The organism is Blautia caccae, from assembly GCF_040095955.1.
GTDB lineage: Bacteria > Bacillota > Clostridia > Lachnospirales > Lachnospiraceae > Blautia > Blautia celeris.
In genome coordinates this window covers 193,177-210,622 of record NZ_JBBMFP010000004.1, presented here as the reverse complement: position 1 = coordinate 210,622, position 17,446 = coordinate 193,177, and the positions used below count along the sequence as shown (strand labels likewise).

At 48.1% G+C, this 17,446-nt stretch carries 11 protein-coding genes; all 11 read left to right on the top strand.

From position 1 onward, the window contains the following. Nucleotides 1-155: 155 nt before the first annotated feature. Nucleotides 156-1,445, top strand: coding sequence for a response regulator transcription factor (locus tag WMO65_RS06045; RefSeq protein ID WP_148392257.1), 1,290 nt, complete (start codon nucleotides 156-158; stop codon nucleotides 1,443-1,445). After that, nucleotides 1,432-3,216: a sensor histidine kinase gene (locus WMO65_RS06040; protein ID WP_148392259.1), complete on the top strand. Its 1,785-nt coding sequence runs from the start codon at nucleotides 1,432-1,434 to the stop codon at nucleotides 3,214-3,216. The genes WMO65_RS06045 and WMO65_RS06040 overlap by 14 nt, the downstream gene beginning before the upstream one ends. 229 nt (nucleotides 3,217-3,445) lie before the next feature. Then, a complete protein-coding gene (locus WMO65_RS06035) occupies nucleotides 3,446-4,822 on the top strand; it encodes an ABC transporter substrate-binding protein (RefSeq protein ID WP_148392261.1) in 1,377 nt (458 codons plus the stop codon). Between the two features lie 16 nt (nucleotides 4,823-4,838). After that, nucleotides 4,839-5,708 (top strand): carbohydrate ABC transporter permease, encoded by an 870-nt coding sequence (locus WMO65_RS06030; RefSeq protein ID WP_054352730.1) that lies wholly within the window; start codon nucleotides 4,839-4,841, stop codon nucleotides 5,706-5,708. Between the two features lie 13 nt (nucleotides 5,709-5,721). Next, nucleotides 5,722-6,555, top strand: a complete 834-nt coding sequence (locus WMO65_RS06025) for a carbohydrate ABC transporter permease (protein ID WP_148392263.1) — start codon at nucleotides 5,722-5,724, stop codon at nucleotides 6,553-6,555. A gap of 71 nt (nucleotides 6,556-6,626) precedes the next feature. Beyond that, nucleotides 6,627-8,402 carry an alpha-amylase family glycosyl hydrolase gene (locus WMO65_RS06020; protein ID WP_148392265.1) on the top strand — a complete coding sequence of 592 codons (1,776 nt, stop codon included), beginning with the start codon at nucleotides 6,627-6,629 and terminating at the stop codon, nucleotides 8,400-8,402. A gap of 5 nt (nucleotides 8,403-8,407) precedes the next feature. Beyond that, on the top strand, nucleotides 8,408-9,442 hold the full coding sequence (locus tag WMO65_RS06015) for a uroporphyrinogen decarboxylase family protein (RefSeq protein WP_148392267.1): 1,035 nt from the start codon (nucleotides 8,408-8,410) through the stop codon (nucleotides 9,440-9,442). A gap of 291 nt (nucleotides 9,443-9,733) precedes the next feature. Beyond that, nucleotides 9,734-9,934: a helix-turn-helix transcriptional regulator gene (locus tag WMO65_RS06010; RefSeq protein ID WP_033141895.1), complete on the top strand. Its 201-nt coding sequence runs from the start codon at nucleotides 9,734-9,736 to the stop codon at nucleotides 9,932-9,934. A gap of 4 nt (nucleotides 9,935-9,938) precedes the next feature. After that, nucleotides 9,939-10,262 (top strand): hypothetical protein, encoded by a 324-nt coding sequence (locus WMO65_RS06005; protein ID WP_148392269.1) that lies wholly within the window; start codon nucleotides 9,939-9,941, stop codon nucleotides 10,260-10,262. A 747-nt stretch (nucleotides 10,263-11,009) separates the two neighbouring features. Further along, the gene (locus WMO65_RS06000) at nucleotides 11,010-12,221 is read left to right on the top strand and encodes an aspartate kinase (RefSeq protein WP_033141897.1); all 1,212 of its coding nucleotides are present in this window, start codon (nucleotides 11,010-11,012) and stop codon (nucleotides 12,219-12,221) included. A gap of 522 nt (nucleotides 12,222-12,743) precedes the next feature. Then, nucleotides 12,744-17,384, top strand: coding sequence for a hybrid sensor histidine kinase/response regulator (locus WMO65_RS05995; protein ID WP_148392271.1), 4,641 nt, complete (start codon nucleotides 12,744-12,746; stop codon nucleotides 17,382-17,384). The last annotated feature ends 62 nt before the right edge of the window (nucleotides 17,385-17,446 follow it).

Genomic DNA, 17,446 nt, shown 5'->3' with positions numbered 1-17,446 from the left:
TGCCGAACAATTCTTATATCAAAGCCACAGCACAACTCTGTCATAAATTCTAAAAATTCCCAACAGCGATTAAAGACTACCAAAACCCCATTTTCCGCGGTATAATAAATTCATTATACAATGCACATTCCTCTTAGCAGGAAGAAAAACTTACCATGAAATACGAAAAGATGCGGGGCGGAAAAATGGAGAAGATCAAGATTTTTTTGGTGGATGATGAGGCAATCATTTTAAAAGGGCTGGAGACTACCTATTTCTGGGATAAAATGGGGGCAGTGGTGGCAGGCACATCACGAAATCCCAGGAAGGCCGTGGATGAAATTTTGGAAAAACGGCCGGACATTGTCATAACAGACATCCGTATGAAACAGATGTCAGGCCTGGACCTGATCCAGGAGGTGGACAGGCGGGCGGAGAAGAAATGTTTATGGATCGTCATCAGCGCATACCGGGATTTTGAATATGCGCAGAGGGCATGTGAACTGGGGGCGTTTACATATCTTCTGAAACCCATTGAGGACAGTAAACTGGAGGAAGCTGTTTTGAGTGCTGCGAACGCCATACGGCAGAGAAGAAAGAGCAGGAAGATCCTACAGGACTATGAACATTTCATAGAGAATAACAGAAAAGTCTTTGAAAATTATATGGTGGGAAAGTTCAGCGGGGATCAGATAGATGAGGAGGAACTGCAGGAGGCATTGGCGCGTTTTGGGGGAAAGGATTGGGATGCCCTATTTTATCGGGCTGTCTGTATTGATTTTGTCAGAACACAGGACGGGAAATATATGCAGGCGGCAACACAGGAGGAGATTGCCGGTTTTTTGGAAAGTGACCTGGGGGATGCCTATCAGTATTTTTATTTTCAGAATGAAAGCGGGTACAGGATCATCATATTTGCAGCTTCCGGGGAAGAATACCTGGTACTTCCAGTCCTGGAGAGAGAACTGGAGATGCTGAGACAAAAATTCTCGGTGGATTTTCGGTATGGCATATCCGGACTGAGCAGAGCTATAAAAGGATTAAAAGAAGTATATGTACAGGCAGTTGAAAACCTGGAGCAGACGAATGAGAAGAAGAGGAATCTAAGAGAACTGGATCAGATTCGCAGCCATGCCAGGACTTATATCAGCCAGGCCGTCTGCTACGTGCAGGAACATCTGAATGATGAGTTTTTGAGTGTAGGCATGGCGGCAAGGGAGGTGCATCTAAATCCCGTATATTTCGGCCGGCTTTTCGGGCAGGGAATGCAGAGGTCTTTTAAACAGTATCTGCTGGAAGAGAGGATGAAGCTGGCGAAAAGTCTGTTAAAAACTACAGACGATACAATAACGGAAATTTGTGAGAAGGTGGGGATACCCAACCCATCATATTTTACACAGCAGTTCAAGAAGCATGTAGGGTGTCTGCCGACAGAGTACAGGAAAGAAAAGTATGAAGAACAGTAAACAATTTTACGGTATACGCAAAAAGCTGGTGGTCTTTACCATTCTGGCTGCAATCCTTCCCCTGGGTATTATGGGGGGTGTCCTGGCAGGCTCCATAAACAGAAACGTGACAGAATTGAATCTGGAGAACTATTCCCACAGCAACAGCAAGATGATTGGCAATTACCAGATGATGGAGCAGGGATTTGATGAGCTGACCAGAAGCTATATTACAAATTCCTATATCCAGAAATCCCTGGAGAGGAAAGAACTGCTGCCCCAGGATAAGGCATACGTCAACAGAAGCCTCTGGTATCCCAATAATCAGTATACGGAATATGGGATATTTATTGACAATAAAGGGAATGAATACTTCTCCAATAAAGTGATAGAAAATGTAAATCCGGAGGATATCCTGTCAGAGGAATTAAGTGAAGCGCTTAAGGATAACTATTCCCTGACAAAGATAATGTACAGTACGATTAACCGGAACGGACAGGAAGATTCAGGCATTTTTCTGGTCCGGAATATACGGCACATGGAGCAGAATGTAAGCCCCGGAGTTCTGATCGTCAAGCTGAACCAGGATTTTTACGACAATATTTTCTTTGATGTGAATCAGCATACACCTGCAGTCTATGCCATGGTCACCATGGACGGTGAGATTTGCTGCCGGACGGGAGGGGAAGGGCAGGAAGAAGAGATCAGCCGGGAAATTTTGAGGAAAGCCGGGGAAGAACTGCCGGATGAAGCCGGTGAGGTGGTTCATTTTGCGGCAGACAGCAGGATTTGTTTTGCCAATACAGATAAGGATGGAGAATTTATCTTTCTTTCCGTTGTACCGGAATCTGTGGTGCAGGCTCCGGCGAGAAATTTTTTGAAAAGTCTTGGCCTGACCATGCTGATTTCTGTTATTGTCTGTGTCATTATGTCTGCCTTTGTATCACATCCCTTCCGAAAAGCGATTTCGGGCATCAGCCGGATCATGAGCCATTTTGACGGGGAGAGCCTGAATCAGGAAATACAGATCAGCACCAATACAGAGCTGGACCATGTGGCGGTTTCCTATAACAAAATGCTCAAGCACATAGGCAGTTTGATGGAAGAAGTGAAAAAGGAACAGGAGGAAATCCGCATCAACGAATATAATTCACTGGTCTATCAGATCAATCCTCATTTTCTGTATAACACACTGGATAATGTACATATGCTTGCCAGGATGGATGGCGACGAGACGATGGTGAAACTGATCCAGTCGCTGTCCCGGATGCTGAGGATCAGTATCAGCAAGGGTGAAAATGATGTTTCCCTTAAAGATGAGCTGGAGCATGTGAAATGTTATCTGAATATAGAACAGATAAGAAATGAGAATCTGTTTCAGTATGAGATAGAAGTGGAGGAGTCCATTCTGCAGGTGAAGATTCCCAAGATCATCCTGCAGCCGGTGGTAGAAAACTGTATCAAATACGGATTCGCTGACATGGACAAAGGCGGAAGAATCAAAGTGGATGTAAAGGCCGCGGATGGTTTTATGGTTCTGCAGGTCAGCAACAACGGCAGCGTCATGGAGCCGGATATCCTGGAGAAGCTTAACCATATGCAGTACCAGGGCATGGAGGATATAAAACAGGCATTTCCTCAGAAGAAAGGGGGATACGGCATATCCAATGTGGTGTGCAGGCTTTGTCTGCGGTATGGAAGTTGTTTTCAGATCCATTATGAAAGTTTTGAAGAGACAGGGACAGTCTGTACCATCAGGATTCCTATGGCAGCAGATGCCGATGCGGGATAATATGCGGGGTACCGCAGATAAATCAGGTAAAAAAGGCGTAGGACAAAATGCCGATTGTCCCGCGCCTTTTTTGGTATAAACGGACGAACTGTCGGAGGGGGTTGCTGTAGATGTCCGCTGCTGTCTTTCATATGTATAAAAAACAACAATACAGCTATAATTTTTTGTATATGTTGAAACACAGAGCCTGTTATAATACAGTCATCAAAAGAAAAGGGGGTTCCTGTTAATGAAAAGGAAAAATATTATGAGGATTTTAAGTCTGGCAACTGCATTTATGCTGGCCGGATGCGGAGGAGGAAACGGGAAAGACACTGCCGAAAAGACCGGGGATAGTAAAGGGGCAGCCTCTGAAAGCCAGGCAGCAGGCGAGAGTGAAGGGGAGGTGAAAATCCCCATAATTATCACAACGGGTGCAAATGACGCCATGGATATTCAGATGAAAGAGGTGGTAGAAGATTTTAACCGGGAATACAAAGGAAAATATCAGATGGAGGTGGAATATTTGGCTGGTGCTTCAGATGATTACCGCTCAAAACTGAAAATGCTGAATGCCTCGAACTCACTTCCGGCGCTGATTCAGGTCGGTCCGGAACCTGCGTTTTATGATTTGCTTGTGGAAAATGACAGGCTGGTGGATGTGGCACCTTATCTGGAAGCAGACCCGGAATGGAAGGGCCAGCTGATGCCTCAGGGGATTGAAGCGTTTACCAGAGAAGACGGTAAAATGTATCTGATTCCCAGTGCCGGCCTTCAGCTTTCAGGATTTTACTATAATAAGGAGTTATTTGAGCAGGCGGGTATTGAGACATTCCCTGAGACCTGGGATGATTTCTGGAAGGCATGCGATAAGTTAAAAGAGGCGGGCATACCGGCACTGTCCCTCCACACAACGGAGACAGCCTGGTGTCCGATGCTTCTTGCCACTGCTTATCTGGGAGGAACAGAGGAAGGACAGAAGTTTATGGCACAGCAGTTCCCGGATAATTTTGATACCCCGGAATTTAAAGAGGCAGTGGAAGTTCTGAAAAAGCAGTTTGATTACACCACATCCGACGCAGTAGGCGGAACCTATGCCCTGGCTGCCAATAATTTCTTCAGCGGTAATACAGCTATGATAGCCAATGGTCCCTGGATGATGTCAAGCCTTACGGACCCGGATTATGCCTCCGAGGGATTCGCAGATAAAGTAGGCTATGCAAAGTACCCCGGGGATGTGATGATCGGTTCTATGGAGCAGTCAAGCTGGTGTATTACCACAGATCACGGACAGGATGTCATTGACGGTGCTGTTGAATTTATGAAATTTTATACAAAACCTGTATACAGTACCAAGAGAGCGGTTGAGGCAGGGGAACTGTCTTCTGTAGTGGATTTCCCACAGGACGAATATGACAAGATGATTCCCCCTATGAAAAATTGTGTGGATGCCTCCTCAGATGTGAGTATTGTGCTGCCGAGTTACCAGACAAAGTGGGATCCTGTTTCTCAGAACGATGTATTCGGAAGGGAAATTCCCAATCTGGTGTCAGGAAGTATCACGGTGGATGAGTTTATCCAGATGATGAATGAAGGAGCCGCACAGTATAAACAAGATATAGAATAGGCAGAGGGTGATTGGGATGAAACAGAAAAACAAAGTCTGGATTGTTATTTTTTTGGCTCCTACACTGGTGATGTTTGCTTTGGTTTATCTTGGGCCAATGGTTCTGGCTCTGGTGTCCAGCTTTACCAAATGGGACGGGATGCAGAGTATGCGTTTCATCGGTCTGGAGAACTATATCAAGATTTTCAGGGATTCTGTATTTCATGCGGCCCTTTGGCATACCCTGTTCTGGGCATTGCTGGCTGTGGCGGTGCATGTTCCTTTCGGTGTGTTAGTGGCGCTGGTGCTGAAGAGAAAGAGGAGAGGCTGGAGATTTACCAGATCCGTATTCATGCTTCCCAACATAATCTCCAGGTCCGCACTGGCGCTGATGTTTGTATTTATCTATAAGCCGGATATGGGAATCCTGAATATGCTGTTAAAAAGTGTAGGACTGGAACATCTGACCAGAAACTGGCTGGTGGATTCCCAAACAGCATTTTTAAGTGTTACCAATATCTGGCTCTGGTATGCGGCAGTTATCACCCTGATCGTCCTGGCGGAACTCAGCTCTATTTCTTCGGAAATAGAGGACGCCGCCAGGATTGACGGGGCAACGGCAAGGCAGGTAGACTGTTTTATATACCTACCGCTGCTCAGAAGAGCAATCGGAACAGGAGCTATTGTGGCGGTCACATCGGTGTTCAAGGAATTTGAGTCCATCTATATGACTACAAACGGAGGTCCCGGAGATTCCAGTATGACCATATCTGTCATGATGGTGAACAAGATTATTCAGAGTAATCAGTACGGCTATGCCAATACACTTGGAATACTCCTTCTGGTCCTGGGTATCCTTGTTATGTTGTTCTGCAACAAACTGTTTCGTATGGACAGTGTAGATTGAGAGGTGGAGAGGTATGAAAGTAAAAAAACAGACAGGACAGCGGGTATTTGATTACTTTATTATGGGAATCGTAATCACCATTTCCCTGTTTCCTTTTTTATGGGTGCTGCTGTCTTCCTTTAAGACAAACAGTCAGATCCTTTCCTCCAGCTTTTCTCTGCCGACTTCATTTTATACAGACGGATACAGGATCGCATTGGAGAAGGTGGACATTATCTCACGGTTTTTCACCTCCCTGTTTGTGGCCGGGATCAGTACGGTGCTGGCAGTGGTGCTTTACTCCATGGCAGGATATGTGCTGGCGAGAACCGATTTTAAAGGGAAGAAGATAATCTTTATGCTGCTGATCTCTTCCATGCTGATTCCCTCCAATGCCATGGTGCAGCCGGTTTATTTTGTTATCAATAAGCTTGGGCTGTACGATACGAAGGCAGGACTTATCCTTATTTATACCGGATTCGGCATGGCGCTCAGCCTGTTCCTGATGAAGAACTTTTTCATGTCAGTTCCCAAGGAACTGGAGGAGGCGGCTTATATGGATGGGGCGGGATTCTTAAAAACATTTACCAAGATTATGCTGCCCCTTAGTAAATCTGCCATGGCAAGCTCCGCGATCCTTACCTTTATTTTTTCATGGAATGAATTTATGTATGCCATGCTGCTTACTTCCAGTGAAAAGAACAGGACACTTCCGCTGACGATCAAGTATTTTACATCTACGTTCAGCTTCAATTATTCCTCAATGTTTGCGGCGCTCGTGATGTGTATCCTGCCCACAGTGATTGTCTATGTGATTCTGCAGGAGCAGATTGCAGAGAGTATGGTGGCAGGTTCCGTCAAGGGATGAGAGCATGTCGAAGCGTACAGCCGGGGACGGAGTGAACGGTAACTGTTATTGTGAAAGAGAGGGAAATTCTTATGGATTATGAGATCATAGACGCGCCGGAGTATCTGGAACGGCTTATTATCTATGAAATTGCAACAAAAAGCTTTACTTCACCGAATGGTCCGGAGTCGGGCACCTTTGCTTCCATGGAAGAGAAGCTGCCGTATCTGGAGGAGCTGGGGATTAATGCTGTCTGGCTTACCGGCCATCAGCTCTGCGACAAAAGTCATTTTTATAATATCTGGACAGAATATGCGTGTATCCGTCCGGACTGCATCGACCCGAGTCTGGGGACAGAGGCGGAGTTCAGGCATTTCGTAGAGAGTGCCCATAGCCGCGGAATCAAAATTTTTCTGGATGTAATAACCCATGGCGTCATGGAGGACAGCCCGCTTGTAAAAGAACACCCTGACTGGTTTCTGGGAGGTTCCTGGGGGATGCGTGATTTTGACTGGTACGGCGGACACGCAGATTTGGATGCATGGTGGGTGGATACATGGCTGTGGTACATAAAGGAATTCGGGATTGACGGATACCGGCTGGATGTTGCCCATTATCGGAATGATCTCTGGGCTTTGATCCGCAGAAAAGCGGCTGATATGGGAAAGAAAATAGTGATCATTGCAGAGACAGGGCCTGCGATTCCCGGTGTGACAGACATCCTGCAACACGGGGAAGCCGTAAGCCACAATCATGGCCTGAACCATTCTTTCAGAATGCTGCACGACGCAGCAGGCTACTGCAGGGACAGGCAGATAAGGGCCAATGAGCGTTGGGAAGTGAAGATTTTTTATGAAGACGGAACCATACAGGACAGCAGGGACAGCTCCTGGTTCGGAAAGAGCAAAGTGCCGGAAGTGATCTTTGAGGGGGATGTCACAGAGAAAATTGTGTGCGCAGACGGCTGTGCATCCTATCGTATCCAGAAGGGCAGGCTGCGTGTGGAGAACATCCACGATGAAAAGCGTATTCAAAACATTCAGGTGATAAATAAGGCCGGTCAGGTCTGGAACAGCAGTCGGGAAGGTGTTCTGGAAGTGGACTACACAGTGGAGTATACAAAAGCCAAAAATAAACTGACGGTATATTTTCCATACAGGATTCAGGACGGACAATTTTTATCTGTTCAGCTTAGCTGTCACGATGACGGATGGGTCGGTTTTCCGGAGGAGGAGAGCCCGTATGCGGCAAAGGGAAGCCGCTATCTGGCCGGATACACAACACTTCTGGCCCCGGCGATTCCGGTGTTCATGTCCGGGGAGGAGTTTAATGCAGACTACCGTCCCCTGCCGCAGCTCGCTCCCGGCTTATATGGTGAGGGAGAACCGGGAAAAGGCCGCTGGCTGTACGGAAGCTGGATAGACTGGGAACAGTTGAAGAATCCGGAAAAAGCAGCAATGCTGGAAGACATGAAGCGTATCATACAGATCCGCAGAGCACATCCCCATCTCATACGGCCCGGGAAAATGGGGGAGAAAACAGACCGTTTCTGCCCTGTGGATTACGACGCGGAGGAGATACTGCCCATTCCTTATTGTTACAGGGAGGAAAATGAAGTGCTTTTGATCGCCGCCAACCCTGACCAGGAGAATGATGTATGGGTCAAGCTGGATCTGTCACAGATACTGCAGCCGGAAAGCCGCTGCCGGGTATCGATTCTGTTCGGAGAAGCGCAGGGGGATGAGGCAGAATTTGTGGAAAACGGGATAAATCTGTCTGAACATAAATGGCTCATCAGGAGAGACAAAACCAGTAGGGGCGGACTTCTGGTGCTGAAAATAGAAGAGATACGGAAAGGACAGGAATAATCCATATGAAAGAATATATGAATTCATATGAAAGGTGTCTGGCTGCCATTCAGTTTCAGGACGTGGACAGAATGCCCACAGACCTGCATAATTTTCTGATGTGCGCAGAAGAGTCAGACATGGATTTTGGAGAGTTTGTGCTGGATGACAGTATAATGGCCCGAATGCAGATAAGTATGTGGGAAGAGTTCGGACACGATATGCTTCTGGTTGAAAATGGGACAGCAGCGCTTGCGCAGGCCCTTGGCTGCGGCGTGATTTACAGGAAAAAAGGGGCACCGGTGGCGCATACCACAGCAATAAAGCGTTTGGAAGATGTGAGGAATCTTGAGATGCCGGATAATTTCTGGGAAAGTCCGCTTCTGAAAGCTCAGCTTCTGACTGTGGAGCGGATGGTGCAGCATTTCGGCAGGGAGGTGTTTCTGATCGGGCGCGGGGACCAGGGCCCCTTCAGCCTGGCTTCCCAGCTCTACGGCATGGACCGGCTGCTGGAGGATCTGATGGATGAGGACGCGGAGGAGGACATCCGCAGACTGCTGAATTTTTGTACCCGGGCGTGTATTGCCTACCATGAGAGACTGCTCCTGCTGGGGGTTCCCATGACTTCCATGGGTGACAGCACCGCAGGGCCGGATGTGATCTCACCCGCCATGTATGAAACTTTTGCCATGCCTTATGAAAAACAGGTGATAGAAGCGGTCCACAGAAAAGGCGGCCTGATTTCCCTTCACATCTGCGGCAACGCCACAAAGATCATAGATAAGATGTGCAGTCTGGGGGCGGATGTGCTGGAGATAGACCAGAAAACAGACCTGGAGGCAGCAGTCAGAGCGGCAGAAGGAAAGTGTGCACTGCTTGGTCAGATAAATCCCGTACTGCTTTCAGGCGGTACGCAGCAGGAAGTGAAAGCAGCGGCGGAGCGGATTCTTGGAATCACCGGAGGAAAGAACGCCACCGGGTTTATACTGGGGCCGGGATGCGCGCTGGGAGGGGATACGCCGAAAGAGAATATACATGCAATGCTCAACAGTGTAAAATAAAGACAGTTTTTTACGGACATCTGACAAAAGAAAAAGCAGGTTTCCGGCATCCGGACTTCTAAATGTGCCGGGGATGAAGTGGGTGTATATATGTGCAGAATCTGCGGATAGAGGCATAGTCCTGACGGATAACGACGATTGGGAGAACCGAATACGGATGAGAAAGTTTATGGAGCCGGGCGGCTATATCGCCCGGCTCCCTATTTTCGTATTTAGTTCTTGACAAAATGTAATGAATACGTTACATTATAAATGTAATCAACAGGTTACATTTTGTAAGGAGGTAATACCTTGATAAAGAATCGGATCAAGGTTTTGAGAGCAGAGCGCGACTGGACCCAGGCTGATTTGGCTGACAGAGTGGGAATCTCGCGGCAGGCGGTCATATCCATAGAGAAGTATAAATATACGCCGTCCCTGGAACTGGCTTTCAAAATCGCAGAGGTTTTTCAGGTTTCCATCAATGAAGTTTTTGAGTATAAGGGGGAGTGATACAATGAATGACCAGATAATTATCCTGCTTTTTCTTTTGATCGGCACAGCGGCGACACTGTTTCTCTATATCTGGAAGGCGAAGAAACATATGGAGTACAGAGGCGATGAGCGCTGGGAGGCAGTACAGAACAAAGCGAACCGCACTGCCAATTGTTCCCACTATATTCTGCTCTTATTATTGGCGGTCGTGGATATGGTGACGCTCCATTCCCATGTGCAGATGACCTTTACGCTGAACCGGGTCATGACTATCGCTGTACTGTATGTGGCTTTCCGTAATATTCTGGAATTGTCTGCACTTTTATATTATGACAGGCGGCTTTGATGATAAGGACAGAAGCAGGACCAATGGTGCCAGGCAATTTTGCTGTTCAATATTTCAGTTTGATGGACGACAAGACAGACGCATATGACCACTGTGGATTTCCTTTGTTTTTCAGATAGTTACAAAGGGCCCTCGTCGATTTTTACTGTTTTACAGATTAGTTTGAGGAGAACCTTGGCATTCGTAGGTAATCCGGAAGATTCGGGCCAAGATTTTTGCTTGATTTACAGATGATTAGAGGGAGTTTACTGGATTTTGTGGGTAAATCAGCAGAATCAGGCCAAGATTTTTGCATGATTTACAGACAATAAGAGAGGGCTGACTGGATTTTGTAGGTAAATCAGCAGAATCAGGCCAAGGTTTTTGAATGATTTACAGACAAGTAAAGAGGGCTGACTGGATTTTGTAGGTAAATCAGCAGAATCAGGCCAAGATTTCTGCTTGATTTACAGATAATTAGAAAGAGTTCTTTCGGTTTTGCAGGTAAACAAGAAGAGACAGCTCATATTTTCTGCTCATTTTACGGATGAGCAGAAAGTGAACCCTTGCTTTACGGCGTATCTGAGACTTCGGAGCTTTCCGAATCATGAATGAACCGTATTGTGCTGCACCAATTTTGGGGATATTTACATATATATTGTCGCAAATACGCATGTTTAGTGATATAATAATATATGGTTTTCGTCCGGCGGATGGGGAAGTGTCCGTCCGGCGTTATTTAAAGTACGGAAGGAATAGGAGAACAGCATGCTTGTAGTAATGAAATTCGGCGGCAGCTCAGTGGCGGATCTGGATAAGATCAGAAATGTGGCAGAGCGCTGTATAAAGAAATGGAAAGAGGGAAACCAGGTGGTAGTGGTCCTCTCTGCAATGGGAAAGACCACGGACCGCCTGCTTGCCCAGGCAGGAGAGATCAGCAGTATGCCCTCCAGACGGGAGATGGATATGCTTCTTGCCACAGGGGAGCAGGTGTCTGTATCTCTCATGGCTATGACAATGATTCAGATGGGAGTGACAGCCATTTCCCTGAACGCGTGGCAGGTACCCATGCATACCACCTCTGCGTATCAGAACGCGAAGCTGAAAAGAATCGACTCCGAGAGGATCACAAAAGAGCTGGATTCCAACAAGATCGTTGTGGTGACCGGGTTCCAGGGCATCAACAAATACGATGATGTGACCACCCTGGGAAGAGGCGGATCGGATACCACAGCCGTAGCTCTGGCGGCAGCTCTGAACGCGGATCTGTGTGAGATCTATACAGACGTGGACGGCGTATATACGGCTGACCCGCGCATTGTGCCAAAGGCCAGAAAGATGCCGGAGGTGACGTATGAGGAAATGCTGGAATTTGCGTCCCTGGGAGCCAAAGTGCTGCACAGCCGCTGTGTGGAGATGGCAAGGCGGTACGATGTAAACCTGGTGGTGAGATCCAGTATGAGCGAAGAGGAAGGAACAGTTGTAAAGGAGACCACAAAGATGGAGAAAATGCTGATAAGCGGCGTAGCCGTGGACAAAAATATAGCGAAGATCGCAGTTTCGGGTATGAAGGATAATCCGGAGAGTACATTTAAGCTTCTGAACCTGATGGCAAAAAACGGGGTGAACATTGATGTCATGATCCAGTCCCTGGAAAAGGACGGCACCAAGACTCTGACCTTTACCGTGGCAAGGCCGGATATGATGATGACTCTGGACCTTCTTAAGAAATACAGCGACGTGATCGGAAATGCCAATGTGAGCTGTGAGGAGGATGTGGCAAAGGTCTCCGTGGTAGGCGCAGGCGTCAGTTCCAACCCCGGGGTGGCCGCAAAAATGTTCGAGGCACTTTCAAACGCGGGGATCAATACAGATATGGTGACCACCTCTGAGATCCGTATAACAGCGGTGATAAAGGAATCCGAGGCGGAGACGGCAATGAGAGCCGTGCATGACAGGTTCGCATCAGAGTGGGATTGATTTTTAAAGGCCGGCCGGGCGGAATTTTTTTCTGCTCGGTCGTTTTTTCTTTTACCGGGTATTCTGCAGGAATGGGAGGGAACTTTCTCAAAACGATTGCACATTTATACTCCCTGTGTTAAAATTAAAAGAAATAAGTTGAAAAAAATATAATATTCTGACCAATTCAAAAATATTGTTAAAAAGTAAGAAGTTTGAACATCAAAGGATCAAACCATTTCTGTAAAGCAGTGCGGCTGTTACGGGGCGCACAACGCGTGAACAACAGGTGTGGAAAATAGCTGCTGTTAATCCGAAAGGCTGTACAGCGGGCTGCTCTCGGGGCAGTACATTATGAAGCGCAGGGTCGGCCCTGGCAGAGGATCAGTCAAAAAACACCCGATGTTTTTTGCTGGTCCGCATTTATTTTCCTGCTTTTGTCGACATATCTTGTTTTAAATCTCTAATGTTGTTTTTCCCTTACACCTTAATCAAAATTACGGAAAGTGTTTCTATGGAGAATTGTGTAAGGGAGGGTAAGTCATGATACGGGAAGTTTCTCTTTTGGCGGATCAGGTGAAAGCACTGATGGACAATGCACCGATAGCGGTCTGTGTCAGTTCAGCGGATACATACGAGATACTGTACGCCAACCGGCTGGCATGGGAGACGTTTATGCCGGGTGCGGATCCGGAGGAAAAGTATTGTTATCAGGTGGCCGGTTTTGACAGGCCGTGCGCGTTTTGCCGCAGGGAGGAGATCAGCGGACCTGAACTGCTGTTCCGCGAATACCGCCATCCTGCCAATGGCAGAATCTATCAGCTCAGCGGCAAGATCATAGACTGGAACGGGAATGCCGCGCATATTGAATATATACAGGACATCACGGACAGAAAACGGGAAGAAGAGCAGTCAGCTATCCTGAAAAAAGAGCTTCAGGACACATTCAGCAGTATCCCCTGCGGGCTTTGTGTATACCGCTATGACGGAACCGGGATTCGGCCTGTCTTCCACAACCCTGCTTTCTATGAGATCATGGGGTATTCGGAAGAACACATCAGAAATGTGGAGGAAAAGACGGAATACATGGGAGTGCACCCCGACGACTGCAGTGCCCTCCGGGAAAAGATCCAGAAAACGATCAAGGACAGCGGTACCATGGAGCACACTTACCGGGTCTGGAACGACAGGAAGGCGGAATACGGCTGGATCCATCTGCAGGCATCTGTAAAATCCCAGAGGGACAGGACAAAGCTGCTCTATGCAGTCTACAGGGATGTGAGCGGACAGGTGCAGATGGAAAAGGAGCTGATAGCGGAAAAGGATAAGGTACAGGATATTGTCAATGCCATTTCCGGCGGCGTAGCCATTTACAGAATATCTGATATCTTCGAGACAATCTATTTTTCAGACGGTGTTCCGGAGCTTTCCGGGTATACAGTAGAGGAATACCGCGAGCTTGTTAAGCGGGACGCTGTGGAGATGACATACTGGGAAGATACAGAGATGGTCATCGAGAAGGTACAGGAGGTCATTCGCACCCATAAAGTGCTGGTATTTGAGTTCCGCAAGCAGCACAGAGACGGACATATTGTCTGGGTGCGTGCTCATGTAAAATGGATCGGGGAAGATAAGGGCTGTCCGCTCCTCCACTGTGTGTTCCACAACATATCTGATCTGAAGGAGACACAGCTTGAGATGGACCATCTGGTGAACTCCATTCCGGGAGGAATCGCCAGCTATCGTATCGAGGGGGAACGTATCACTCCGATTTTTATATCAGACGGTGTTATGACACTCTCAGGTCATACCAGAGGGGAGCTGGAACAGTATGACGCGTTCCGGCTGATCCATGAGCCGGACAGGGATCGTGTGCTGTCAGCCATGCGGGTTTCCCTGGAAACCGGCAAGGTGCTGGATGTGTCTTACCGGATCAGGCACAGAGACGGGGGACTTGTCTGGGTCCATTTAAGAGGCAGGAGAATGGACGCCTGCTCAGAATCTATGCGGTTCTACGCCGTGTTCACCGGCATGTCTGCGGAGGCGAGACTGTTCCAGAGCATTGCCAATGATACGGCAGACGGAATCTATGTGATTGGAAAGGACAATTATGACTTGCTCTATGCCAATGAGTCCAAGCTTCTGTTTCAGAAAGGAAAAAAATGTCTGGGACAGAAATGCTACAAAGCCATGTACGGAAAAGACAGGCCCTGTGAGTTCTGTACCCAGAAAGAGCATCGGCCGGACGGGGAAGAACACCGCATGATGGACCCGGAGAATGACCGCTGTTACAGTATCCGTTTCCGGGAGACAGACTGGAACGGCATCCCGGCGTATATCAAGTACGTGAGAGATGTCACAGAGGAAATGAGGACCCAGAGTGAGAAAGAGAGGCTGGAGCAGTATTTCCAGAATGTGCTGAAATACCTGCCCGGAGGCGTAGCAGTGGTAAGGTATGAGCCGGACGGCAGAATGATACCGGAATTTCTGTCGGAAGGCTTTGCTGAGATGACAAAGATGACCAAGGAGGAGGCCTGGGCGATCTACAAAAAGGATGCCATGGCCGGTGTGCACCCTGATGACAGGGCATTTGTGAATCGGCGGATGGAGGAGTATATGGCTGCAGGGGATGGTCCCTGTGAGATCGTGTACCGTTTAAAAACAGGCGGCGGGAATTATGTATGGGTGAAGAATACCCTGTCCCTGGTCAAGAGCGCCAACGGAGAAAAACGCATCTATGCCGGATTTCATGATATGACAAAAGAGCGGGAGGAGAAGGCACAGATACGGAAGCAGTATAATGACCTGATCCTGCAGCATTACCGTACACCGGGGCCAAACGCTCTGATCGTGGGACACTGCAATATAACACAGAACAGGATATTGGAGATTCTCGATTATACGGATTCAGACCTTTTAAAAACATTTGGAAGTGTGCGGGAGGAGTTCTTTGCCGGAATTGCGGAACTGGTGACAGACCCGGATGAAAAGCAGCTCTTTCTGGATACCTATCTCAATGCACCCACACTTGCCGCGTTCAAAAAGGGAGATACAGAGCAGATCCGGGAGTGCTATGTGAAACTGCCGAAAGAAAAGAACGGGCGGTATGTGCAGTTCAAGGTGAACCTGGTGGAAACACCGGATACAGGCGGCGTAACAGGAATCCTGACCGTGACGGATATTACGGAGCAGGCCATATCCGAACGGATACTGAGGCAGTTGTCTGTTACCAGCTATGACTTGGTCGTTGATGTGGATGTGCTGAAGGACAGCTATACTGTCCTGACCGGCAGCGGGACCGCGGGAGAGGATGTAAACCACCGGGGATGTTATTCCCAGTGGATCATGGAGAAGTATTGTATGGGCATAGTGCCCAGGGATAAAGAACATGTCACCAAAATGCTTGCCGGCGCATATATGATGGAGCATCTGAAAAGGGAGAACAGCTATTCCTTCCATTATTCCATCACAGACGAGAAGGGGGATGTGCTCACAAAAAACATGACGGTATCGGCTGTTGATCTGAGACTTGGGCGTGTGTGTCTGGCAAGAACAGACATCACGGATTCTGTGCGGGAGCAGCAGAGTATGCTGAATGTGGTGGCTTATACCTTTGAGCTTATGGCTTTTATTGACGTAAACGACGGCCGTGTGACCATGTACACCCGGCAGACCGTGCTGGAGAACCTGTCACCCTATATTTTGGAGGGATACAGGGAGCTGGTGAAGAATATTACGGACTTTTATATCACCAGTCATATTGAGGAGGAGAATGAACAGTACTTTGATCTGGGCAATATGATGAAGCGGCTGGAAGAAAAACCTTCGGGGTATGATTTTGTACTTCCGTACCAGTCAGAGAACGGGCTGCGGTACAAGCAGGTGAATGTGCTGTGGGGAGACAGGGGACACCGGAGGGTCTGCATGGTCCGCGCGGATGTGACAGATATGCTGGCTGCGGAGCGTGAGGCAAAGGATGCCCTGCAGGAAGCACTGGCCCTTGCGGAGAAGGCGAACCGGGCAAAAAGCGAATTTCTTTCCTCCATGAGCCATGATATCAGGACACCTATGAACGCTGTGATCGGCATGACCTCCCTGGCCTTGGCCAATCTGGATGAAAAAGAACGGGTGAAGGACTGCCTGCAGAAGATTTCCTCCTCCTCCAAATACCTGCTCAGTCTCATCAATGATATACTGGATATGAGCAAAATAGAGCGCTCCAAGATCATGCTCAACCGGATGCAGATCTCTATGCCGGAAATGCTGAAGGAATTGTCGGCTATGATGGAACCTCAGGCGGAGGTAAACGGCCTTGCCTTTTCCATGGAAGCCAGGGAAATCCGCCACCAGAATTTCTATGGGGATAAGCTGCGCATAAACCAGATTCTGATCAATATTCTGAGCAATGCCATTAAGTTTACGCCTAAGGGAGGCAGAGTGGAATTCCTGGCGGAGGAGACGGACCGGGGCTGTAAGGATGGTCAGGTATGCTACCGGTTTACCATCAGCGATACCGGCATCGGCATGACGGAGGAGTTTGTGGAGCATATCTTTGAGCCATTTTCCAGAAATACCAATACAGTGGGGATTGAGGGCACCGGGCTGGGTCTTAGTATCACGAAAGGTCTTGTGGATCTCATGGACGGTAAGATATGGGTAAAGAGCAGACAAAATGAGGGCAGTGTATTCTGTGTGGAGATCATCTGTGAGACCATGCAGGGCGAGGCGGCAGTAAAACAGGATGGGGACGGGGAGCCTGAGAGACAGGATGACGCTCAGATATTAACAGGCCGCTGTTTCCTGGTGGCGGAGGACAACGCCATTAATTCAGAAATTCTGTGTGAGCTGCTGAAAATGTACGGAGCAAGATCCGTGGTGATGACAGACGGCATACAGGCAGTCGAAGAATTTCAGCGGGCAGAGCCGGGGACCTATGACGCTGTCCTGATGGATATCCGTATGCCGCGGATGAATGGATACGACGCGGCCCGTGCCATCCGCAGAATGGCGAAAGAGGACGCGGGAACCATTCCGATCATAGCTATGACAGCCAATGCCTTTGCGGAGGATGTGCAGGAGGCTTTGGAAGCGGGAATGAATGCCCATGTGGCAAAGCCTATTGATGTGAAGATACTGCGGGATACGCTGACAGGACTGCTGGCAGGGCAGACTGCCGGGGAATGAATAAAGATTACGGGGTTTGATTTATGCAGAAGATTTCGGAACAAGCAAAGGAAAATATCAAC

Coding starts and splice junctions, on each gene's coding strand:
- WMO65_RS05995 (WP_148392271.1), top strand. CDS start 12,744: ATGATACGGGAAGTTTCTCTTTTGGCGGATCAGGTGAAAGCACTGATG.
- WMO65_RS06020 (WP_148392265.1), top strand. CDS start 6,627: ATGGATTATGAGATCATAGACGCGCCGGAGTATCTGGAACGGCTTATT.
- WMO65_RS06005 (WP_148392269.1), top strand. CDS start 9,939: ATGAATGACCAGATAATTATCCTGCTTTTTCTTTTGATCGGCACAGCG.
- WMO65_RS06000 (WP_033141897.1), top strand. CDS start 11,010: ATGCTTGTAGTAATGAAATTCGGCGGCAGCTCAGTGGCGGATCTGGAT.
- WMO65_RS06030 (WP_054352730.1), top strand. CDS start 4,839: ATGAAACAGAAAAACAAAGTCTGGATTGTTATTTTTTTGGCTCCTACA.
- WMO65_RS06045 (WP_148392257.1), top strand. CDS start 156: ATGAAATACGAAAAGATGCGGGGCGGAAAAATGGAGAAGATCAAGATT.
- WMO65_RS06035 (WP_148392261.1), top strand. CDS start 3,446: ATGAAAAGGAAAAATATTATGAGGATTTTAAGTCTGGCAACTGCATTT.
- WMO65_RS06025 (WP_148392263.1), top strand. CDS start 5,722: ATGAAAGTAAAAAAACAGACAGGACAGCGGGTATTTGATTACTTTATT.
- WMO65_RS06015 (WP_148392267.1), top strand. CDS start 8,408: ATGAAAGAATATATGAATTCATATGAAAGGTGTCTGGCTGCCATTCAG.
- WMO65_RS06040 (WP_148392259.1), top strand. CDS start 1,432: ATGAAGAACAGTAAACAATTTTACGGTATACGCAAAAAGCTGGTGGTC.